We start from the raw sequence: 21,927 nt of genomic DNA on the forward strand, positions 1-21,927 counted from the left end.
CCGGTGGTGCCAGCAGCTGCACCGCTCGATCGATGGACGCCTGATCAATGCTCACAGGGTCACCTTGCCACCCACAACGCAAAATTCGCGCCGCTTACCTGCGTGTGCGCCGGTTGCAACCGGTGCGAACGCAGGTAAGCGGCGCGAATTCGAAGGGTGATCGGTATCAGCCCAGGGCGTTTTCGATATCCCCGAGCAGGTCGCCGATGTCTTCGATGCCGACGGACAGCCGGACCAGGTCATCGGGGACCTCCAGCAGCGACCCTGCGGTCGACGCGTGGGTCATCGCGGCGGGATGTTCGATCAGCGATTCGATACCGCCGAGCGACTCGGCCAGGGTGAACACCTCGGTGCGGTCGCAGAACTGTTGAGCGGCTTCGAGTCCGCCGGACACACGCACAGAGATCATGCCGCCGAAGCGACTCATCTGCTTTGCCGCTGCGGCGTGGCCCGGGTGGTTCGCCAGTCCCGGGTAGAGCACCGAGTCGATCTTCGGGTGCGAGAGCAGGAAGTCGACGATCCGCTCGGCGTTGTCGCTGTGCCGGTCCATCCGGACGGCGAGCGTCTTGATGCCGCGCATGGTCAGGTAGGCGTCGAACGGTCCGGGCACCGCACCGGCACCGTTCTGCAGGAACGCCAGATCGGTGTCGAGCTGCTCATTGTCGGTGATCAGTGCGCCACCGACGACATCCGAGTGACCACCGAGGTACTTGGTGGTCGAATGCAGCACCACATCGGCACCGAGGGTCAGTGGGCGCTGCAGGTACGGCGAGGCAAAGGTGTTGTCCACCACAAGCTTTGTGCCGGCCTCGTGCGCAACACCGGCAAGTGCCTCGATGTCGCCGATGTTGAGCAACGGGTTGGTCGGGGTCTCGATCCAGACCAGCTTCGTGTTGGGGCGAATGGCCGCCCGCACCGCGTCGACGTCGGTGACAGGTGCCACCGAGTACTCGATCCCCCACTGCGAGAAGACCTTGTCGATCAACCGGAACGTGCCGCCGTAGGCGTCGTTGGGGATCACCAGGTGGTCGCCCGGCCGCAGGGTGGCCCGCAGCAGCGCATCGGTAGCAGCCATGCCGGATGCGAAAGCCCGACCGAAACTTCCGTCTTCGAGGGCCGCGAGGTTGGCCTCGAGCGCCTGACGGGTCGGGTTTCCGGTACGGGCGTACTCGAATCCGCCGCGCATTCCGCCGACGCCGTCCTGGGCGAAGGTGGAACTCGCGTAGATCGGCACGTTGACCGCACCGGTCAGCGGATCCGGTTCGTATCCGGCATGAATCGCCTTGGTGGCAAATCCCTGCCACTTGTGCGAGTCGGACTTACTGCGCTGCTCACTCATGGCAACCAGCCTAGTGCCCCGAAAATCGTCGCCCCGATCGCCCTGACGGTCAGCCGATGGCCGGTGCACCGACCGCGCTGACAAATGCCAGCAGATCGTGGCGGGTGATGACGCCGATCGGTTTGCCGTCCTCGACCACCATCAGCGCGTCGGTGTCGCCGAGTGCCTTGGTCGCCGTCGACACCGGCTCGCCGGAGCCGATCAACGGGAAGGGCTTTCCCATGTGCGCACTGACCGGGTCGGCCAGGCTGGCCCGGCCCTCGAACACCGCGCTGAGCAGTTCACGTTCGCTCACGGCACCGGCGACCTCACCGGCCATGATGGGCGGCTCGGCGCCGACCACGGGCATCTGCGACACCTCGTACTCACGCAGGATCTCGATCGCATCGCGCAGGGTTTCCTGCGGATGGGTGTGCACCAGATCGGGCAGCGCGCCCGACTTGCCGCGCAGTACGTCGCCGACCAGCGGCTCGGACTGGCCCTTGCCGTCGAGCGGGGTGCGCAGGAATCCGTAGCTGCTCATCCACTTGTCGTTGAAGATCTTGCCCATGTAGCCGCGGCCACCGTCGGGCAGCAACACCACCACCAGCGCATCCGGACCCTCACGTTCGGCCACCCGCAGTGCTGCCACAACCGCCATACCGCAGGAACCACCGACGAGCAGGCCCTCTTCACGGGCCAGGCGGCGGGTCATCTCGAACGAATCGGCATCCGAGACCGCGATGATCTCGTCCGGGATGGACGGGTCGTACGCGCTGGGCCAGAAGTCTTCGCCCACACCTTCGACCAGGTAAGGGCGCCCGGTGCCGCCGGAGTACACCGAACCCTCTGGATCGGCGCCCACGACCTTCACCTTGCCGCCTGAGACCTCCTTGAGGTAGCGGCCGGTGCCGGTGATGGTGCCGCCGGTGCCGACACCCGCGACGAAGTGGGTGATCTTGCCGTCGGTGTCGTTCCAGATCTCGGGTCCGGTGGTCTCGTAGTGGGACTCGGGGCCGGCCGGGTTCGCGTACTGGTTGGGCTTCCAGGCGCCCTCGATCTCGCGGGTCAACCGATCAGAGACGTTGTAATAGCTGTCGGGATGCTCCGGTGCCACTGCCGTGGGGCACACCACAACCTCGGCGCCGTAGGCCTTCAGGACGTTCCGCTTGTCCTCGCCGACCTTGTCGGGGACCACAAAAACACACTTGTAACCGCGCTGCTGGGCGACCAGTGCCAGACCGATGCCGGTGTTACCCGATGTCGGTTCGACGATCGTGCCGCCGGGCTTGAGTTCGCCGGATGCCTCGGCCGCATCGATCATCTTGATGGCGATGCGGTCCTTGGAGCTACCGCCGGGATTGAGGTATTCCACCTTCGCCGCCACCAGGCCCGACCCTGCCGGGACAACCGAGTTGAGCTGGACTAGCGGGGTGTTGCCGATGAGGTCGGTGACGTGACTTGCGATGCGCATGTCTCTATCGTCCCAGACCGCTTCGATTATGTTGGAGCTGTGTCCGCATCCAGGCGCCGAGTGGCCCGTGATCTCGCTGCTGCCACCGTCGCCACCGCAGGTACAGCAGGTGCCGGATGGTGGGCAATCACCTTCCTCAACGGACAGGCCGCGCACGCCCGCACCGTCATCCCCCATCGCACCGACAACCCGCCCGACGGCGACGGGATCTACGGGCCGGACGACCTCGGGCCGGTCCGGTATCGCCGCGGCGACGACTTCGATCTGCATCTGATGGTGTTCGGTGACTCCACCGCTGCCGGTCTGGGCGCCGAGACCGCCGACGAAACACCCGGCGTGCAGCTCACCCGGAAACTGGCGAACGAGACCGGCCACCGAATCCGCTTGAGTACCAAGGCGATCGTCGGTGCGACGTCTCGAAGCCTGACCGGTCAGGTGGACGCGATGCTGATCGCCGGTCCCCCACCCGACGTCGCGATCATCTTCATCGGCGCCAACGACGTGACGAGTTCCAGCGGGATCCGCGCGTCGGCCAAGCGACTGGGCGCTGCCGTCCGACGGTTGGAGGATTCCGGGGCTCGTGTGGTGGTCGGTACTTGCCCGGACCTCGGCGTTGTCGCCGCCATCCCGCAGCCGCTGCGGATGGTCATCCGGCAGTGGGGTCTGCGACTGGCGGCAGCTCAGGCGGCGGAGACCCGCTCCGCCGGTGGCACCGCAGTGCCGTTGGCAGACCTGTTGGTCCGTGAGTTCCTGGCGGCACCGGAACGAATGCTCTCGGCCGACAACTATCACCCGTCTGCGGCCGGCTACGAACTTGCCGCCAATATCCTGTTGCCTGAGGTCCTGGCCCGATTGGGCGAATGGGGCACCGGCCCGTTGCCCGATCCACCCGCTGTGTCGGCCGTCGCGGAAGACAACAAATGGTCGACCCGCGCCCGCGCTGTGATGCACCGGACCGCCCAGCGATGGTCGGGTTGACCACGCGTAACGTCAGCACTTGATCAGCATCACACTGACCTGCGAAACACATGCATCATAGGGAGTTCTCATGCCAGAAGCAGTTATCGTCGCCACCGCCCGTTCACCGATCGGCCGGGCCGTCAAAGGTTCACTCAAAGACGTCCGCCCCGACGAACTGGCCCGCCAGATGGTCGAAACCGTCCTGAACAAGGTCCCCGAACTCGACCGCGCCGACATCGACGACCTGCACCTGGGATCCGGACAACCCGCAGGCAAAGCCGGCTTCAACATGGCCCGCGTCGTGGCCGTCCTGGCCGGACTGGACCAGGTCCCCGGCGTCACCGTCAACCGCTACTGCTCCTCGTCCTTGCAGACCACCCGCATGGCCCTGCACGCGATCCGTGCAGGCGAAGGCGATGTCTTCATCTCCGGCGGCGTCGAGAGCGTCTCGAGCTTCGGCACGGGCAACGCCGATGGCTGGCCTGACACCAAGAACCCCGAGTTCGCCGTGGCGATGGAGCGCACCGCCAAGGCAGCGCAGGGCGGTGGGCCGGCTTGGAGCGATCCTCGCTCCCAGGGCCTTCTCCCCGACATCTACATCCCCATGGGCGAGACCGCTGAAAATGTCGCCTCGTTCACCGGCATTTCTCGCGAGGATCAAGACCATTGGGGTGTGCGCAGCCAGAACCGCGCCGAAGAAGCCATCAACTCCGGGTTCTTCGCCCGCGAGATCGACCCGATCACCCTGGCCGACGGCACACTCGTCACCACCGACGACGGCCCTCGTGCGGGTACGACTTACGAGAAGATCAGCCAGCTCAAGCCGGTCTTCCGTCCTGACGGCACTGTCACCGCAGGCAACGCCTGCCCCCTCAACGACGGCGCCGCCGCACTGGTCATCATGAGCGACACCAAGGCCAAGGCTCTCGGACTGACGCCGTTGGCCCGGATCGTCGCGACCGCGGCCACCGGCCTGTCCCCCGAGATCATGGGCCTGGGCCCGATCGAAGCGGTCCGCAAGGCACTGCGCTTCGCCGGTATGGGCATCGGCGACATCGACCTGTTCGAGATCAATGAAGCCTTCGCGGTGCAGGTCCTGGGATCAGCCAAGGAACTCGGCATCGATCACGACAAGCTCAACGTCTCCGGCGGCGCGATCGCACTGGGCCACCCATTCGGCATGACCGGTGCCCGGATCACCACCACGCTGATCAACAACCTCAAGACCTACGACAAGAGCTTCGGCGTCGAGACCATGTGTGTCGGCGGCGGACAAGGCATGGCGATGGTGCTCGAGCGCCTCAGCTGAGCCGCTCCGACCACCTCTGAAGGCAAAGCAAAGCCCGCGACCGGATTCGGTCGCGGGCTTCGCTTGTTGGAACAGACTTGTTCGAAAATCTAATCCGAGTTGAAGTAACTCAGCAGTCGCAGGATCTCGACGTACAGCCAGACCAGGGTGACGGTCAGACCCAGTGCGATGCCCCAGGCGGCCTTCGACGGAGCACCCGAACGGATCAGCTGATCGGCGGCGTCGAAGTCGATCAGGAAGCTGAACGCTGCGAGCGCGATGCAGACGAGCGAGAAGATGATGGCGATCGGTCCGCCGTCACGCAGGCCCAGGCCCGAACCACCGTTGAAGAATCCGATGATCAGGTTGCCCAGGATCAGCACCAGCACACCGACGAGGCCGGCGAAGATCATGCGGGTGAAACGCGGGGTGACGCGGATGGCACCCGTCTTGTAGACGATGAGCATGCCGGCGAACACACCGAATGTTCCGAGTACGGCTTGTCCGATCAGTGCGCCCGCGCTGACATCGTCAGCGACGACCCAATTGGCGAAGACGTACGAGATCGTGCCGACGAACAGGCCTTCGAGCACCGCATAGGCGAGCACGATGGCCGGGTTGTCCTGCTTGCGCCCAAAGGTCGCGACGAGCACCAGCGCCAGGCCACCCAGCGCGCCGACCAGCATCAGCGGTGTCGCGAGGGCTTCGTTCTGGCTGGTGAAGAAATACGAGAGGGCGGCCGACAGGATCAGCACGCCCAACGTGGCGGCCGTCTTGGTCACCACATCGTCGATGGTCAGGTTCCGGGCACCGACCTGCTGTCCCGGCCGCGCATACGGGTCGGCCGATGGCGCTCCCCCTTGCTGATTCCAAGTTGCGGCCTGGCCGGCGCCGGGCGCACCAGCGCCAAAGCCGGCATATCCGCCTGGGCCTTGGTTGCTGCGCACGACTCCGCGCATCACCGGATTGCTGCTTTCACGCACCGTTATGGTCCCTTCTCATTGCAAAGCTGATGTCCACTCAACGAGCAAAGTGACGTTCGAGTTCCGACTTTACCTTCTCTTGAACTTGCGCGCAGGCAGCTGTCTTCTCAAATGGGGTGCGTGTCTGACCGACCGGTAAATGTCAGGCGTTCAGCCCCAACGACTGTGTCCACCATCGGCCGGGATCGTGACCCCGCTGAGGTAACGCGCATCTTGACTGGCGAGGAACACCGCGATCCGGCCGATGTCGGCCTCGGCGTCGCCGATCCGTCCAAGCGGAATGCTCTTCACAAACGCGTCGGCCTCTTCGGGATACGTTTCCGTCCACCACTGCAGCGACGGTGTCATCGCATGCGGCGCAATCGCATTCACGCGGATGTTGTCCTTGCCCCATTCACACCCGGCCGCACGGGTCAGCGACCGCGTCGCTTCCTTCACCGCGGCATACGGACCGTACGTCGCCATATCCCAGCGCACGGCCGCCGAGGTCACGAGATTGATCACCGATCCTCCGCCCCGCGCTGTCATCAGCGGATGGCATGCCTTCATCAGTCGCAGCACGGCCAGCGGGCCGGTCTGAAAGAAGCGGGTGAAGTCCTCATCTGTCACATCGAGCAATGGGATCGGCATCGCGTCGTTGGCGTTGTTGACCAGGATGTCGACACCGCCGAGCCGATCGGCACAGGCTTCGACGATCGCGGCGCAGTCGGCCGCTTCGCTGACATTCCCGACCAGGTACTCCGCGCGCACACCATTGCCTGCGAGCTTTTCGGTCGCCTCGGCCAACGGCCGCCGATGCCGCCCGCAGATGAAGATGTCGGCACCTTCCTTACTAAGAGCTGACGCGATACCCAGCCCCACGCCCTTGCCGCCACCGGTGATCAATGCCACTTTGCCGTCCAGAACTCCCATGCCGCGACACTAGCGAAACTAGAACACGTTCACCCGGGATTGATCGTCATTCGGCAACGCGGGTCCGGCGCGACCTGTCTTTCGGTTCGGAGCGCCGGTAGAGGAGAAGTCCGAAGGCAACCGCCACCACCAATGCTCCCGTCGAGAACACCAACAGGGAGTCATATCCGAGTGCGTTTGCCAAGAGCGATGGAATCAGTGCGCCGACGATCGCGCCGGCAGCGACACCGGCGTTGAACAGACCCATTGCCGATCCCTCGCTCTCGATCGTCAGGTCCGCGGCGAGGATGGTCGCCCCGATGTACTGAAGTGGGTACGCGCTGGCGATGATCACCAGGCCCACGCCGCCGACGATGGCACCGAACGAAGGCTTGGTCAGAGCCGCGACCGACATGACGACGAATACGATGAGGGTGACCGCGATTCCGATGGCCAAGACCATCCCCGGCCCCCACCAATCGGCGAGCTTTCCAGACACCGGATAGAGAACCGCCCCGATCGCCGAGCCGGCCATGAACACCGCTGACGTCGTGGACGGTTCGATCCCGAAGGCATCGCGCAGCACCAACGGGACGACGTTGTAGAACGTCATCAGGCCGATCATGGCGAAGAGCCAGCACCCGAGGAAGATCCCGAATCGGCTTCTGAGAATCGCTGCGACTTCGGCTACTTTTCCTTTCGCCCGGGCACCGTCGGCATCGGCGGTATCGGCGGTATCGGGTGGGTGCGGCGCAATATGCGGCAGGCGCAGGGCCCCGAGCGCGGTTCCGGCCAAGACGACCGCTCCGGTCACGATCCAGCCGGTGTCGATGCGATGGGTGAACCAAGTGGCGACTCCGAGTCCGAGAACTTGACCCGAGCCGAAAGCCAGACGCATCCAACCGATTCGATCGTTCCACTCCGATCTCGGACGGCCTTCGACGATGAACACGCTTGCCATGGTCTGCGCAGCGCCGGCGGCACCTCCGGCGACCAGCATGCACACCGACCACACCGCGACGTTGTCGACGAGACCGAATGTGATGGCGCTGATCGCCATCAGCGGGAAGCTCGCGAGGAAAACCACGCGCTCGGTGTTCGTCCGGTCGGCGACGGACCCCGAGATCGGGGCGGTCAGCATTCCCAGATAGAACGAGGCGACGACGAGTCCGACCACAAAAGGCCCGTGGGGGTCGGCACTGAGCGGAAGCAGGATGGGGACGATACCGCTCACGACGACGCCGACCAGCGCATAACCGAGAAACCACGGTCGGAGCATCTGGAAGGCGCGCACGGTCACGGCGCGCAGACACTCGGTGCCCGGCCGGCCGTGATCACGGCCGCCACGCTGACGTCCAGCAGCAGTATGTGGTTGTCATCTGTTGGTCCTCATCGCGCGTTGTTCGGCAACGAATTTTCGGATTGCCTCCGGTCCGACGTCGTCACCGATCAGGTCCTTGGTGACGCGCCCGAGGGACACCGCGGTCAGTACCCGCTCGGCCAGGTCGAAGTTGTCGTCGACGAACAGATACGGCTTGGCGATCATCAACGCGGCGACACCGTGTGCGGCGGTCCAGAATTCGAGCACCACCGGTGTCGGATCACCTTTGTCGATGATCCCTTCGTCCATCAACCGCTCGACGGTCTCGGAGAAGTGCACAAATGCCGAGTCGCCCAGCACGGTGTCCGTATCGGTTCCCTCGGGACACTGCTTCATCGTTGCGACGCGGTAGAGCTCGGCGTTCTCCACCGCAAAGCGCACGTACGCCAGCCCCTGCGCGTGTGCGGCCTGCCAGCTGTCCTCGTAGTGGGCACCGGCCAGGCGCATGACCTCGTCGAGCCTGGTGAAGTATTGCGCCACCACCTCGCTGATCAACGCGTCTTTATCTGCGAAGTGGATGTAGATCGACGGCGGTGAGACCCCCACCCGATTGGACACCGCCCTGATGGATACCGCCGATTCATCCCCGGTCTCCAACAGCAGGTCAGTTGCCGCTGCGAGAATCTCCGCTCGCAACTGTTCCCCCGAGCCGCGCGGAGACCTCTGCCTCCGAAGTCGCTCGGTTGTCATGGCCACCTTCCTCACTCAGACCGAATCGGTCATGGAATTTGCGTAGGGGTGCAGGCGCCCACCAGTTTGCCCGACCGGCGACCTTCATGAAGGCAGGAACCAAGAACATCCGGATCAACGTGGCATCCATCAGCACCGCCAAGGCCAGCCCAACACCGAACATCCGCATGAACGAGACCTGCGAGAACGCGATGCCGGCAAAGACCACGGCCATCAGCAATGCCGCGGCCGTCACCACGCGGCCGGTGCGGGCGATTCCGAGCGCAACTGCACGATCGCTGTCGGCCCGCGTTTTGCCCGACTTGAGCCATTCCTCCCGTATCCGCGACAGCAGGAAAACCTCGTAGTCCATCGACAACCCGAAGGCGATGCAGAACATCAACACCGGCATGTTGGCGATCAGGGTTCCGGTGGTGGTGGTTCCCAGGCCGCCGAGATTGCCCTCCTGGAAGATCCAGACCATGGCACCGAATGTGGCGGTCAGCGAGAACACGTTGAGCACCAACGCCTTCAGCGGGAGAAGCACTGATCCGGTCAGCATGAACAGCAGCACAAACGTGGTGACGACGATGACGGCGAACACTTCTGGCAGGTGATCGATGATGCTGTCGACGTTGTCGCGGTTCGACTGGGCCAGTCCGCTGAACAGCGGGTCAATCCCCTCGGGCGTCGGCACCGCTCTCAGTGCGTCGAGCTGATCGGCTCCCTGGGTCGAGAACGGATCGACCGTCGACGAGACGGTGACAAAAGCATCATCTCCGGCCGCCATATCCGTGTTCCCTGGACCCGCACGTTGCCCGTCGACAAACGTGCCGACCGGGGTGAGCACCGCGGTGACATCAGTAACCCGGGAGAGCTCTTGGCCGTAGTCGGCCACTTCTTCATCACCCATCTGGGCTGCATCCGGGATGACGATGTTCACCGCTGCAGATGCATTCTGCGAGTAGTCGTTTCGGAGTTCATCGCCCAGCATCCGGGACGATGCCGAGCTCGGCAGCACCCGATCGTCGGGGTATCCGAACTTGATACCGAGGAACGGTGCACCCAGGACCAACAGCAGCGCGACCACCGCCAGCCCCACCGGAATCGCATGGCGCAGCACGAATTGTGTACTGCGATACCACATCGATTCCTCGGGTTCGAGAACCCGGGGCTCGGGCCTGCGGAGCATTCGGCGGATCGGTTTACGCACATCGAGAGAGTCAATTCGGTCGCCAAGCAACGCAATCAGCGCCGGTGCCACGATGAGTGCGGCTGCAGCCGCAAGAGCGACAACGGCCAGACCCGCATAGGCGAACGATCTCAGGAAGTACATCGGGAAGATGCCCATCGCGGCCAATGACAGGGCAACGGTCACCGCTGAGAACAGCACGGTACGCCCGGCCGTCTTCACCGTGATCGCCAACGCCTCATCGCGTTCGCGGCCGGCATGCACTTCTTCGCGATACCGATTGATGATCAGCAAGGTGTAGTCGATGGCCAGCGCCAGTCCCAGCGCGGTGGTGAGGTTGAGCGCAAAGACCGACACATCGGCGAACAGCGTGAACCCGCGGAGTACCGAGGTCGTTCCGATGATCGCGAAAAGGCCGATGGCCAAGGGCAATACCGCCGCGACGAGTCCACCGAACACCCAGATGAGCAGGACGAAGCTGATCGGGATCGCCACGGCTTCAGCAATGAACAGGTCGCGACTGGTCTGCTCGTTGACCTGCGAATACACCAGCGCCTGACCACCGACGAGTACGTCGATACCCGGGAACTGTTCGGCGAACGCGGTGCCGGCGAATCGGTCGTCGATCTTCTGCCCGTTGGCCGCAGCATCGCGGTCGCCACCGGACACCGTGCTGACGATGAGTCCCGAGGTCCGGTCGGCTGAAATCAGTGCCGTGGCCGCCTCCGGGTTCGTCCAGGCCGAAATGATCGGGCGCTGAACGAAGTCCATTTCCTCCATCTCGGCGATGATCGCGGCGGCTGCTGCCCTCGCGTCCTCACTGTCCGCGATGTTCGTGGTGTCAGAGTCGTGTAGACGTACCACCATCTGCAGTCCGCCGCGGCCGAACTCCTCCTCCAGTACCGAAATCGCCTTGGCGGATTCCGAACTCGGATCCTGAAATCCACCGGCCGCGAGTTCCCCGGCAACGGACGATCCGAGGACCCCGCAGATGATCAAGATGAGCAGCGCGCCACCCAGGACACGTTTCGGGGCGCCAATAACGCCGCGAGCGAGTGACGACAACACCGGGACATCCTTTCGGGGATTCTCAAGTGATCGTCGTTAAGTTAACAGCCCTATCTTAAAGAGGTCAATGGTTTCTAGCCTTGCAAACCATCTGGCAGAACTCGCTGCCGCGTTGCATACCCATCACGTCGAGCCAGGTCTGCGATTCCAGCGGACGGCTCAGGCCGCTGATCCGATCATCCGAATCTCGTCGGCGCTCATACCCAGACTTCGCATGACAGTGCGCATCTCGCGATTCACCACCTGCTCTTCATTGCCCAGGAATCCGATCACCCGGATGACTTCGCGTAGGCGGACGGCAGGACGGACCAGCTCGACAAGATGATGTAGCGGCGTGCGCCGCAATCCCATCTTGCCGGCCACTGGCTTATCCACCCACCGAGTCGAGATGGACGAGAACGACATCGACAACATGGGCCGCAGCATCACGGTCATCATCGTAGTGACCATCCCAGGAACAAACGGGAGATCGAGGCGATATCCCTCGCGCAGCAAAGCCCGGGTCAAGGTCTTCGACCATTCGTCGGGTTCGAGATCAAACTCGGCACCGACCGCAAACATGTCTTGGGCTGCAGCGAAATTCGTGGGCAACAGCGCCTCGTCCACGCCGATGATGTGGCCGATCCACCGCCACAGGTGCGTTATCGCCTCATGCTCGGCGGCCGAATACTGGATACCGAAGTCGCCGGCGATCGTCATCGGCAGCGCGAGAAAGCCCGCACCGATCGTCAACGCGGTGTACGTCTGATTGATCGGCACGCCCCAACTGATCTCATCCCACTCCCCCGATGATGCGATGCGGTCCCGCACCATCGCGTGAATCAGACGGATGCGCAATGTCTTCGACCAGCCTTCGTTGCCCGGCACCATCTGCCCGGGCGCAGTCGCCAGCGCGACCCACCGACCGGTGCTGAGCACCCGGTCGTAGGTGTTCTCGGCCAGCTGCCCGGTGGCGACCAATGGGCGGACAAAGCCGGGAGCCTGATAGCCGTAAATCAGGGACTGGTAGAGCGTGCTCGACTGCAGGGTTCCGAACTTCCACCAGGCGCGCGCACCGGCGTGCGCGAGCGCCGGGTCGAACCACGGCGGCAGTTCCGAAGCCGTATCGAGCAAAGCACGCAAGTGCGGTGGGGCATCCGCCCGCCGGACGACGGGATCGTCGAGGATGGCCTGGATCTCCGCCCAGCCGTAGTCGGTCAGCTCGTGCATCTCACCGATGACCGCCTGCGCGAGTGGATCTCCTTCACGCAGGCCGTGGTCGAGTTGGTCAACCAGTTCGGGGTGGCGAGACCGGACAGAATCCCAGTTGGCCGCACCGGTGATCTCTGATGCCCTCATAAAGAACATCGTGATCTTTGTATGTGGAGGTCGTCAAGAACCCGCTTGGTCACGTTTCGGGGCATGTACGTCAGGCAGCGATACCGCCGCGCCGCCGATGCCCGAGAAGCCCTCCCAGATCAGGTCCGTCACGTGATCGACGAGTTCGGTGCGATCCATCGTGCGCGTTTCACTCCACCACTGCACTGCCGTCCAGATGGCGCCGATGACGGCGCGTGCCCACGGGGCGGCCGCTCGGCGGTTCCCGTCGATCTGGGTGAATCCGATGTCGAGGACATGCTCCAGGAATCCGGCGACCTGCGAATCCCCTACGCCGGCCTGCATCCTCGGGGCAAGTACGGCAGACAACTCCGGGTTGTCTTCCATCCAACGCGCGAGCACGTCGACCGTCGCCCGGGTCTGCACCCGCGGTTCCTTGACCTCGTTGAGCACCGCGGCCATGTCGGCGGTGATCCGACCTGCGTGACGGCGAGTGAGCGCAGTCAACAGGTCATCCCGATCGGCAAATGCCGCATACACCGCTGATCGGGTCAATCCCGCCCGCTTTGCCACACCGGCCAGTCCGAAGTCCGAGCCTTGCCCAGCAATCTCCAACTCGGCAGCGTCGAGCAGTTCTTCACGACGGGAGTCGAGGTCAACACCGGGTCCCGGTGGTCGCCCGCGGCTGCGGCGCGCGGAAAGTTCAGACATAGCTCGCATTTTGCCACCTGGGTACAAAGTCCCTAGGTCTCGGCATCGACCTTCTCAACTTGCGCCACTCCTACCGAACTCGCCCCAACGGGGAGCCCTTGTCACATGGGCCCCGGCCGTCCATGAGATTCTGATCAGGCTTCACAGCACGCCCCTATAGCCCAACTGGCAGAGGCAACGGACTTAAAATCCGTCAAGTGTGGGTTCGAATCCCACTGGGGGCACCACTGACCAGCACATTAGGGGTCAAGGTTGTCCACCGCAAAGCCCCGAGGGGCACGCCGTGGGACATGAGGGTGCACCCGATTTCAGGTGTGGAATCAGATCGCCGAGCTAACCCCGGCAGCTGAACTCCGGACCATGGATTCACTGCTGAAACCGAAACTGCTGCATCCCAAACAACTTGACAGTGCCTCATTGTCTGCCGTTGCCATTTCCGCGCAACCGGTCTCGCTGATGGGCGGGGAGGCGATCGACAACCAAGTCGTAGGAGTCTTCGACAAGGTCTTCGATCACAGGTGCTGTCAACGAGGGGCCTGGTCCGACCGAGATCCAGTGGCGTTTGTCGAAATAGCGGCCCTGCCGAATGCTCTCGTGCTCGCGGATCAAAGCGCTAGCACGCAGCGGCTCGACCTTGACGGTGACGATCTGCTCGCTCGGGTCTTCGGTGACAACAAGAAATACGCGCCCACCCACCTTGAAGACACGCAGGGTTTCGGTGAACGGGTATCCGTCGGTGACTCCCGCCAACGAAAATGCCGTGTCCATCGCGAGCTTCTGGATCTCTCTGCCGCTGAGAGTCACTTGCGACATCGGCAAGCCATGAGCTCGATCATTGTCTTCGTTCTCGTTCGACTGTTTCTCCCATGATCGGCATACGCAGACAGTGTGTCCGGAATGTGTTCACCGATGACGGTTGATCTTGCGCCGAGGGGCAAGGATCTCTACCTCCATGGGATGGGGGTTCGAATCCCACTGGGGCACAGGTAGGGCGATCTCTGAGCAGTTCGGGGCTACTCGTCGTCGGACGAGGTGCCGCTCTCCAGGATGCTCACGATGGAGTAGAGCGAAAAGCAGATCGCACCCAACCCGGTAAGCACACGAGGGGCGATGAACAGGTTCGAGTTGCCCACCGCTCCTTGGAAGACGAAGGAGGCGAGGAACAAGCAGCACAGGGCGGTGAGGACGGGAATGAGGGGAACGCGGTTGGCGAGGCTGAACGTCCGCCGCCACACCAGGGCCAACAGGGCGACCTTGCTGAGGATGCTGAAGCAGACGAGTCCCAGCCCGATCAGCAAGAAACCGGGCGTCAGGTAGTACTCCTTGCTGTTCATGCCGAGGACAACAATTCCCCAGACGACACCCAGCGACCCCATGGCGATCACCAGCCACGGCCAGACGATCCGTTCCTTTGGCTGATAGGTGTTCTGTACCTGCCGAACGATGCTGAGTACCAAGCCGATCAGGCTCGTGCAGATCATCGCCAGGCCGGAGACGACGTGACCGACCGTGAATCGGCCCGGGGTGACGGTCTGCGACAGGGCGATGATCGCAAACACCCACGCGGTGATGGCCAACGCCACCGGGATCACCGACAACACCAGCACCGACCCCCCTCCAAACGCAGCGGCGGGCGGGTGCTTGTCATTCTCCGGTTGACTCGAATTCTGCGGGATGAGCGAGAATTTGGTGGATGCGGTCGCGACAGTCGCGACACATCCACTGATCAGCCCGAGGCCGAAGACGACGTGTCCGGCGATATACTCCTTGCCCTGCCCTTCCGCCCCGGCAAAGAGGATGATGCCGTAGACGGACGTCCCGATCGCCACAAGGAATCCGAGCGTCGGATAGAAGATCTTGTCGACGATGGTGAAACGGCCGATCAGCTGCCTGATGATCGTCCCGGCGGTACAAAAGAGGCAGATGCAGATCGCAGCGAGGAAAGTGACCACGCGGCCGGCGACGAAGTTCCCCGGCGCGTCCCCGTCCATCCAGATAAAGATGCCGTAGCCAATACACACCCCCGCCATGGCCAACGGGATCGCACGGAAGACGACACTCATCCAGTAATTCATGCCAATCACAACCTCTTAGCGTTGCCGGTCGATCACACCTGGGCAGTGATCGTCGATACTTCTGAGGTGGGCACCTGGGTGAAGCGGTGATCCAGGGTCCGTAATTGCAGTAAACCACGGCAGTACAGGGCTCCGAGTCGTTTAGCTCCAAACGGGTGCGAACGAGCCGACGCAGCGGCCGTGGGAGAAATACTCCCATCTGCCCAGTTCCTCCACGTCTTTGTCGTCTACGCGATCGAAACCTACTGCACCCCAACATATATCATGAGATCCGCAATAGCAGACGACCGTTGCCACCCGACATCACCAACCCCGACCAGTTGGGGATCCAGATACCCGGATCCTCCCGGCTTTCACGACATAACGGACACGTAGTGCTGCCGCTGGGAGTTCAATAAGGTTGTCACCGTTGACTTCACGTGCTTGCAGTAACCGGACGCCGAAACGTCGAGCAAGGTGGCCATCGAGCCTTTTCACCTGACCGACCCCCCGCGACCAACGCTTGAATTTGGTTTTTTGTGGTGCGCGTTCGAAATTTCGTCCTAGCCTTGCATGTGATCGAAGCACTGTCGACGGCCAGTTGGGGGAACGAGCATGGAGACTTCATCGAACTCACGAATCGCCCGGATCGGAATGACCGCAGCCGCCCTTGCGGCGACCCTCACCATCGGAGTCTGTGGCGCCGGTACCTCAACGGCGGCAACGACTCAGGATCTTGCCAACGTCATCGAGTCCGGGCTCAAACAACCGGCGAGCGACGTCATCCTCAACGGGACCAGCACGTGGTCGACACCTGTTGGCAACGGTCCGAGCAGTAACTCTTTCTTGCCTGCGTTCGCGTACGGACTGTTCAATCCGGACGTGGCACCTCCCGGCGCGAACGACTGGAATTGCGCACCCAAGGACGGTCAAGAGCCCGTTGTCCTCGTCCACGGCACGTGGGAAAACGCCTATGACAATTGGGCTTTCATGTCCCCGGCACTGAAGGCGGCGGGATTGTGCGTGTACGCGTTGAACTACGGCAAGTTGCCGATTCAGGAGGGCGGTGGACTCGGGAACGTCGTTCCCGGCGCCAACGGCAACGGCGATATCAGCCAGTCGGCCGGTCAACTCGCCACCTTCGTCGATCGCGTGCTCACCTCGACCGGCGCGGAAAAGGTCAACATCGTCGGCCATTCACAGGGCGGCCTGATGGCGCGGCAGTACCTCAAGTTCAACGGTGGCGCGGACAAGGTCGACAGCCTTGTCACACTCGGTGCCACCCACCATGGGACCAGCCTGCTGGGTATCGGCACGTTGGGCCGGACCATCAACAACCTCGGAATCGACATCCTCGGCCCGGTTGCACTCGTGGTCGGTGTCGCCGGAATCCAGCAGGTCTACGACTCGGAATTCCTCAAGACCCTCAATGCCGACGGTGACACCGTCCCCGGCGTCAAATACACCGTGATCGGTACCAGGTATGACGAGGTCACCACACCGTATGAGTCGACATTCCTCACTCCCGGCCCGGGCGCGACCGTCGACAACATCACGCTGCAAGACGGCTGCGAGGTCGACACATCCGATCACCTATCGATGAACTATTCACCTCGTGCGGCGTCCATCGCTGCGCGGGCGGTTGGCGGGACGAACGATGACGGGCTGCCGGTACCGATCGTGTGCGAACCGAACGCCTGGCTCTTCGGCTAGGTGACTCGACCTGGCCAGGGTGACGGCACGCCGTCACACATAGGTGAGCGTGGTCGTTCCGAAGAGGTAATGGCAGGTTTGCACGGAGACGGCAGCACCGTGAACCGCGACGGCGGAGCTGTGATCGCTCCGTCCGGACCTGCCGCCACTCGATACCGCATCCAAACCCTTTGGCACACAGACGATCCCCTGCCGACGTAGAACCGGACAGCCTTCGCCTGCCGCCGAAGTCGCGCGATCGCCCGCCGATGTCACCGCGCCGGAGTAGAGAGGTAGAGAGGATCGGCGTGTCCCCTGACAGCGAAAGGACTTGATCATGAATGAGGCCGAATTGATCCGCGACGCATTCAGCCGGGTTTCCGAGGAGGTCCACGCAACCGTCTCCGATCTTCCCGATGCCGCGCTCAACTACCGGATCGACCCTGACGCCAACACGATCGCATGGCTGATCTGGCATCTGACCCGTGTGCAGGACGACCACGTGGCGGGAGTCGCGAATTCCGAGCAGATCTGGACTGCACAGGATTGGTACGGGCGATTCGCACTGCCATTCAAAGTCGGCGAGATCGGCTTCGGACAGTCAAGTGACGAAGTCGGACAGGTTCAGACCACCATCGACCTCCTTCTCGGATACCACGACGCCGTCCAGGAAAGAACCGCCGCGTTTGTCGAAAACCTGACGTCAGAAGACCTCGACGCCGTGGTCGACCGGAACTGGGATCCGCCCGTCACCCTCGGCGTCCGCCTGGTCAGCGTCATCGCCGACGATCTCCAGCACGTCGGCCAAGCCGCGTTCATCGCCGGCGTATTCGCCCGCGCAGCATCCTGATCCTGATTGCAGAATCAGCAGGTCACTGAGAAGTCGCGAAGAATGGTTGTGCACAACTGAATTGTGCACTACGTTCAGACATGTGACCGCACTTCGTTTGGACAGCCAACTCTGCTTCGCCCTGTATTCGGCATCGCGGGCGACCACCGCCGCGTATCGGCCGATGCTCGACGAATTCGGGCTGACCTACCCGCAATACCTGGTCTTACTGGTGTTGTGGGAGGAGAAGTCGATCACCGTCCGTCGACTTGGGCAACGGCTACAACTGGATTCGGGCACGCTCTCGCCAATGCTGAAGCGGGTGGAGGCGGCCGGATACATCCGGCGGGATCGCTCCCCGACCGACGAGCGATCGGTCGAGGTCACGCTGACCGACGCCGGACGTGCGCTCGAATCGAAAGCCCAGTGCGTGCCCGAACAGCTCTTTGCTGCAACGGGTTTGGACTTGGACAAAGTCGAAGAGCTACGCGAAGCGGTCCAACGGTTGACCGTCGCACTACGCGAATCCGGCAATCCAGTCGGTTCGTGAACACCCAACTCCGAAAGGCACCATCATGAAAGCTCTCTACACTGCAGAAGCACTCGCCACGGGTGACGGCCGGAACGGTCATGCCCGCACCACCGACGGCAAGGTCGACGTCGATCTGTCGATTCCAAAAGAGATGGGCGGCAATGGCATCGGAACCAATCCCGAGCAGCTCTTCGCCGCCGGGTACGCCGCCTGCTTCCATTCGGCACTGCGTTTGGTCGCCGGCCAGGAGAAGGCCGACGACACAGACTCCACCGTGGGCGCCCGTGTCTCGATCGGAAGCCTCGACAACGGCGGCTTCGGCCTGGCCGTCGAGTTGGAGGTAACGCTCCCGAACCTCGATCACAACACCGCGACCGCACTCGCCGAAAAGGCGCACCAGGTCTGCCCCTACTCCAACGCAACCCGCGGGAACATCGACGTCAAGCTCGTGGTGACCGACGACTGAGCGGGCTCACCCACTCAACCAAACAGACGACGGCAGCCGTCGGGTCATATGGCCCGCCTGCTGCCGTTTGTCCGTCAGCACCCCTCCTCGCAGCGGCGCCGGTAATGCAAAAGCACCGACCATGTGGTTGATAATGCCGGGATGAGATCGCGGAACAAGATCCTGGAAGCCACACTCGGGTTGATCGCAACCGACGGTTTCGACGGGGTCAACATCGCCGCTGTCGCCAGCGCTGCCGGCGTCTCCCGCCAGACCGTCTACTCGATCTTCGGCTCTCGAGAAGACCTCGTCTCTCAGGCCGTCGCAGGGCTGACCATCGATATCCTCGGAGACATCCGCAGCCACCTGGAAGCCGTCGAGACACCGGTCGGATACATCGTCGAACTCATCGTCGCCGGCCGGGCAACGGTCAGAAGCCACCCGGCGCTCGCGGCACTGCTCCATGCGGAAGTCGGCAATCCGATCTTCGATACCGACATGATCTCCCGCGCAAAACCGATTGCCCATGAACTGCTCGCGCCGCTCGCCGAACGACATGCCGAGGTCAAAGAACACATCGACGACATCGTCGCGATGGGCCTGCGGTTGGGTCTGTCGACCGTTCTCTTCGAAGACGTCGATGTCACCGAGGACGATGATCTACGAAACTTCCTGACCCGGTGGCTGGCACCAGCGATGCAGTCCTGGATCGAACCACCCAACATCTCTTGACACTTCTGAGTGCGACTGTCTAACTTTACCGGGCGACCAACCCGCGTCCGCGGCGCTTCTTCGGTCGACGATGAACAGCAAACCGGGGGGCAATGTTGTCTGAAATAAAACGCCGTGCATTTTTGGCCGGAGCAGCAGCAGTCGGAGTGGCCGCAGCGAGTTCGACGGTTGCACAAGCCAAATCGACACCGATCGCGCGCACTCCTGCCGCCCGGATACCGGTCACTCGCGAAGACCACCGGGCCATAGTGATCGGCTCCGGCTTCGGTGGTGGCGTGGCCGCCCTGCGTTTGACCGAAGCCGGCGTGCCGGTGACGATCCTCGAACGTGGCCGCCGGTGGGCGACCGGGCCGAACTCCAACACATTTCCCCTTGCCACGGCCCCGGACAAGCGGATCCTCTGGCACAAGGGCGCCCCACAGCTGTTCGGCAGGCCTGCCGTCTTCGAGCCGTACACCGGACTGATCGAAGCGATCATCGGCCAAAACATGACCGCCCTGTGCGCGGCCGGGGTCGGCGGCGGATCCCTTGTCTACCAAGGAATGACGTTGCAGCCCGATGAGGCTGTCTTCAATGCCAACTTCCCGGAGGCGCTCGACTGGAAGACCATGGACCGGGTGCATTACCCGCGCGTGGCTCAGATGCTGAAGCTCCAGGTCGCACCCGATGAGCTGATCGCAACCCCCAACTACCAAGCCCCCAGAATGTTCGCCGAGAGCGCCAAACGCGCCGGCTTCCCGGTGTCGAAGATCCCGATGCCCATCGACTGGAACTACGCACTCGACGAGCTGCGCGGCAAGATGAAGCCTTCGTACACCAACGGCGCCGGCGCCCTCGGTGTCAACAACGGTGGCAAGCACTCGGTCGACGTCACGTACGTCGCCGCTGCCGAGGCCACCGGCCTCGCCACCGTCCACACCCTGCACGAGGTCACCGATGTCGAAAGGACAGGCGACGGCCGGTGGCGGGTATACGTCGAGCGGACCGACACCAGCGGCACCGTCCTGGAGAACAAGATCCTCACCACCAACGCACTGGTGATGGCGGCGGGCAGCATGAACACCACCAACCTGCTGATGCGGGCGGCCGGTAAGGGTGCCATCGGAGACATGCCTGACGGACTGGGCGGCAACTGGGGTACCAACGCCGACCGCATCTACCTGTGGACCAACCCGGCGACCGGGTTCGGCACGCCACAGGGCGGTCCCGTGGTCTACGGCAGTCGCAACTGGAACGACCCGAAGTCCGCGTTCACGATCATCCAGGCGTCCATCCCGAGCCTGGGTGTCGACGCCCGCAGCACGATGATGGTCGGATTCGGGGTCAGCGCCGACCGCGGACGTTTCGGCTACGACTCGACAACCGACAACGCGACGCTGCACTGGCCCATCGACGGCGACTCCGACATCCAGAATGGCCACATCGGTCCCGCCGTCCAGAAGATCGCCGGATCCACGACCCTGACCACCGACACGAACCTGACGTTTCCGTCCACCTGGCATCCACTCGGTGGCGCGAGCATGGGTGCGGTCTGCGATCTCCAGGGACGCGTCCAGGGACAGAAGGGCCTCTACGTCCTCGACGGCGCGCTGATGCCGGGCAACTCGGCGGCCTGCAACCCGTCGATGACCATCGCCGCGATCGCCGAACGCGCGATGGACCACCTCGTCCGAGAGGACGTCGGAACCATCATCTGAGCCGTCCGCCGGACCGGGTGGGTCGGCCTTTCTCGACCAGATCCCAAGAACCGTTGCTGTGCAACAGAAATGCCGACCGAAAGCAGTGACGCCGGCCGCCACGGGCAGATTCCCGTGGCGGCCACCACAGGCCGGAACAGACCTGCAAGGGCGTGAATCTCGTAGATGAAACCCGCTCCCGTCGCCCCTTTGCAGCAGATCTGCACAGTCGTGCCAGTCTCCACTCACGGCGCGCCGCGACATAACCGCAGGTCAACGGCCTGCAGCAAATCCCTTCGCACCCAACTTGCTCGTAGCACTTCCGGTTTCGGGGAATCCATGCCACACTATGTACCAGGGACGTGTTAATGCGTTCTGCAGGAAAAAAGAGAGAAGTACTTTAATATGGCACAGGGAACTGTGAAATGGTTCAACGGCGAAAAAGGCTTCGGCTTCATCGCCCCCGACGGCGGTTCAGATGACGTCTTCGTTCATTACTCCGAGATCCAGGGCGGCGGCTTCCGCACCCTCGAGGAGAACCAGCGAGTCGAGTTCGAAATCGGCCAGGGTGCTAAAGGCCCCCAGGCTACCGGAGTGACCGCGATCTAAGATCGCTAGACTTCAAAAAAGTGGGTTGACCAGCGAGAAATCGCGGGTCGCCCACTTTTTTGCGTCCGGTCCGTTCGGTAGGAACACTACCGATCAACCGTGGTCA

At 63.0% G+C, this 21,927-nt stretch carries 20 protein-coding genes and 1 tRNA gene; 10 read left to right on the top strand and 11 right to left on the bottom strand.

From position 1 onward, the window contains the following. Positions 1–166 precede the first annotated feature (166 nt). Together AC1TPF_RS13495 and AC1TPF_RS13500 are read right to left on the bottom strand one after the other, a co-directional pair. Positions 167–1,339, bottom strand: a complete 1,173-nt coding sequence (locus AC1TPF_RS13495) for a cystathionine gamma-synthase (protein ID WP_482138225.1) — start codon at positions 1,337–1,339, stop codon at positions 167–169. Positions 1,340–1,388: 49 nt separating this feature from the next. Further along, complete coding sequence (locus AC1TPF_RS13500; RefSeq protein ID WP_482138223.1) at positions 1,389–2,792, bottom strand: cystathionine beta-synthase; 1,404 nt, start codon at positions 2,790–2,792, stop codon at positions 1,389–1,391. Positions 2,793–2,831: 39 nt separating this feature from the next. Here AC1TPF_RS13500 and AC1TPF_RS13505 point away from each other — a divergent pair, with 39 nt between their 5' ends. Then, positions 2,832–3,770 (top strand): SGNH/GDSL hydrolase family protein, encoded by a 939-nt coding sequence (locus AC1TPF_RS13505; RefSeq protein ID WP_482144393.1) that lies wholly within the window; start codon positions 2,832–2,834, stop codon positions 3,768–3,770. 70 nt (positions 3,771–3,840) lie between these two features. After that, on the top strand, positions 3,841–5,061 hold the full coding sequence (locus AC1TPF_RS13510) for an acetyl-CoA C-acetyltransferase (RefSeq protein ID WP_482144395.1): 1,221 nt from the start codon (positions 3,841–3,843) through the stop codon (positions 5,059–5,061). Between the two features lie 89 nt (positions 5,062–5,150). On the opposite strand, the gene AC1TPF_RS13515 is transcribed toward AC1TPF_RS13510, so the two are convergent. The 7 genes from AC1TPF_RS13515 to AC1TPF_RS13545 form a co-directional block, all read right to left on the bottom strand. Continuing rightward, the gene (locus AC1TPF_RS13515) at positions 5,151–6,023 is read right to left on the bottom strand and encodes a Bax inhibitor-1/YccA family protein (RefSeq protein WP_482138217.1); all 873 of its coding nucleotides are present in this window, start codon (positions 6,021–6,023) and stop codon (positions 5,151–5,153) included. A gap of 150 nt (positions 6,024–6,173) precedes the next feature. Further along, entirely contained in the window at positions 6,174–6,935 is a 762-nt protein-coding gene (locus AC1TPF_RS13520; protein WP_482138215.1) for an SDR family NAD(P)-dependent oxidoreductase, read from the bottom strand. Positions 6,936–6,981: 46 nt separating this feature from the next. Beyond that, positions 6,982–8,214: an MFS transporter gene (locus AC1TPF_RS13525; RefSeq protein WP_482144397.1), complete on the bottom strand. Its 1,233-nt coding sequence runs from the start codon at positions 8,212–8,214 to the stop codon at positions 6,982–6,984. A gap of 75 nt (positions 8,215–8,289) precedes the next feature. After that, complete coding sequence (locus AC1TPF_RS13530; protein WP_482144400.1) at positions 8,290–8,985, bottom strand: TetR/AcrR family transcriptional regulator; 696 nt, start codon at positions 8,983–8,985, stop codon at positions 8,290–8,292. Continuing rightward, the gene (locus AC1TPF_RS13535) at positions 8,900–11,224 is read right to left on the bottom strand and encodes an MMPL family transporter (RefSeq protein WP_482138210.1); all 2,325 of its coding nucleotides are present in this window, start codon (positions 11,222–11,224) and stop codon (positions 8,900–8,902) included. Before AC1TPF_RS13535 ends, AC1TPF_RS13530 begins: the two co-directional genes overlap by 86 nt. 159 nt (positions 11,225–11,383) lie before the next feature. After that, positions 11,384–12,562 (bottom strand): oxygenase MpaB family protein, encoded by a 1,179-nt coding sequence (locus AC1TPF_RS13540; RefSeq protein ID WP_482138208.1) that lies wholly within the window; start codon positions 12,560–12,562, stop codon positions 11,384–11,386. 33 nt (positions 12,563–12,595) lie between these two features. Then, positions 12,596–13,252 carry a TetR/AcrR family transcriptional regulator gene (locus AC1TPF_RS13545; RefSeq protein WP_482138206.1) on the bottom strand — a complete coding sequence of 219 codons (657 nt, stop codon included), beginning with the start codon at positions 13,250–13,252 and terminating at the stop codon, positions 12,596–12,598. A 150-nt stretch (positions 13,253–13,402) separates the two neighbouring features. Here AC1TPF_RS13545 and AC1TPF_RS13550 point away from each other — a divergent pair. Then, positions 13,403–13,479 (top strand) — tRNA-Leu (locus AC1TPF_RS13550). Between the two features lie 187 nt (positions 13,480–13,666). On the opposite strand, the gene AC1TPF_RS13555 is transcribed toward AC1TPF_RS13550, so the two are convergent. Further along, positions 13,667–14,065: an MmcQ/YjbR family DNA-binding protein gene (locus AC1TPF_RS13555; protein WP_482144402.1), complete on the bottom strand. Its 399-nt coding sequence runs from the start codon at positions 14,063–14,065 to the stop codon at positions 13,667–13,669. A gap of 200 nt (positions 14,066–14,265) precedes the next feature. Next, a complete protein-coding gene (locus AC1TPF_RS13560; RefSeq protein ID WP_482144404.1) occupies positions 14,266–15,315 on the bottom strand; it encodes a DUF2776 family protein in 1,050 nt (349 codons plus the stop codon). A 606-nt stretch (positions 15,316–15,921) separates the two neighbouring features. On the opposite strand from AC1TPF_RS13560, the gene AC1TPF_RS13565 reads away from it, so the two are divergent. The 7 genes from AC1TPF_RS13565 (at position 15,922) to AC1TPF_RS13595 (ending at position 21,821) form a co-directional block, all read left to right on the top strand. Next, a complete protein-coding gene (locus tag AC1TPF_RS13565; RefSeq protein WP_482144406.1) occupies positions 15,922–17,019 on the top strand; it encodes an esterase/lipase family protein in 1,098 nt (365 codons plus the stop codon). A 316-nt stretch (positions 17,020–17,335) separates the two neighbouring features. Further along, positions 17,336–17,848, top strand: coding sequence for a mycothiol transferase (locus AC1TPF_RS13570; protein ID WP_482138200.1), 513 nt, complete (start codon positions 17,336–17,338; stop codon positions 17,846–17,848). Between the two features lie 82 nt (positions 17,849–17,930). Beyond that, positions 17,931–18,377 carry a MarR family winged helix-turn-helix transcriptional regulator gene (locus tag AC1TPF_RS13575; protein ID WP_482144408.1) on the top strand — a complete coding sequence of 149 codons (447 nt, stop codon included), beginning with the start codon at positions 17,931–17,933 and terminating at the stop codon, positions 18,375–18,377. Positions 18,378–18,402: 25 nt separating this feature from the next. Next, positions 18,403–18,825: an organic hydroperoxide resistance protein gene (locus AC1TPF_RS13580; RefSeq protein WP_482138196.1), complete on the top strand. Its 423-nt coding sequence runs from the start codon at positions 18,403–18,405 to the stop codon at positions 18,823–18,825. A 141-nt stretch (positions 18,826–18,966) separates the two neighbouring features. Then, positions 18,967–19,536: a TetR/AcrR family transcriptional regulator gene (locus AC1TPF_RS13585; RefSeq protein ID WP_482138195.1), complete on the top strand. Its 570-nt coding sequence runs from the start codon at positions 18,967–18,969 to the stop codon at positions 19,534–19,536. 95 nt (positions 19,537–19,631) lie between these two features. Continuing rightward, entirely contained in the window at positions 19,632–21,233 is a 1,602-nt protein-coding gene (locus AC1TPF_RS13590) for a GMC oxidoreductase (RefSeq protein WP_482138771.1), read from the top strand. Positions 21,234–21,617: 384 nt separating this feature from the next. Continuing rightward, complete coding sequence (locus AC1TPF_RS13595) at positions 21,618–21,821, top strand: cold-shock protein (RefSeq protein ID WP_020108824.1); 204 nt, start codon at positions 21,618–21,620, stop codon at positions 21,819–21,821. The last annotated feature ends 106 nt before the right edge of the window (positions 21,822–21,927 follow it).

Source organism: Williamsia sp. Y853 (assembly GCF_056786495.1).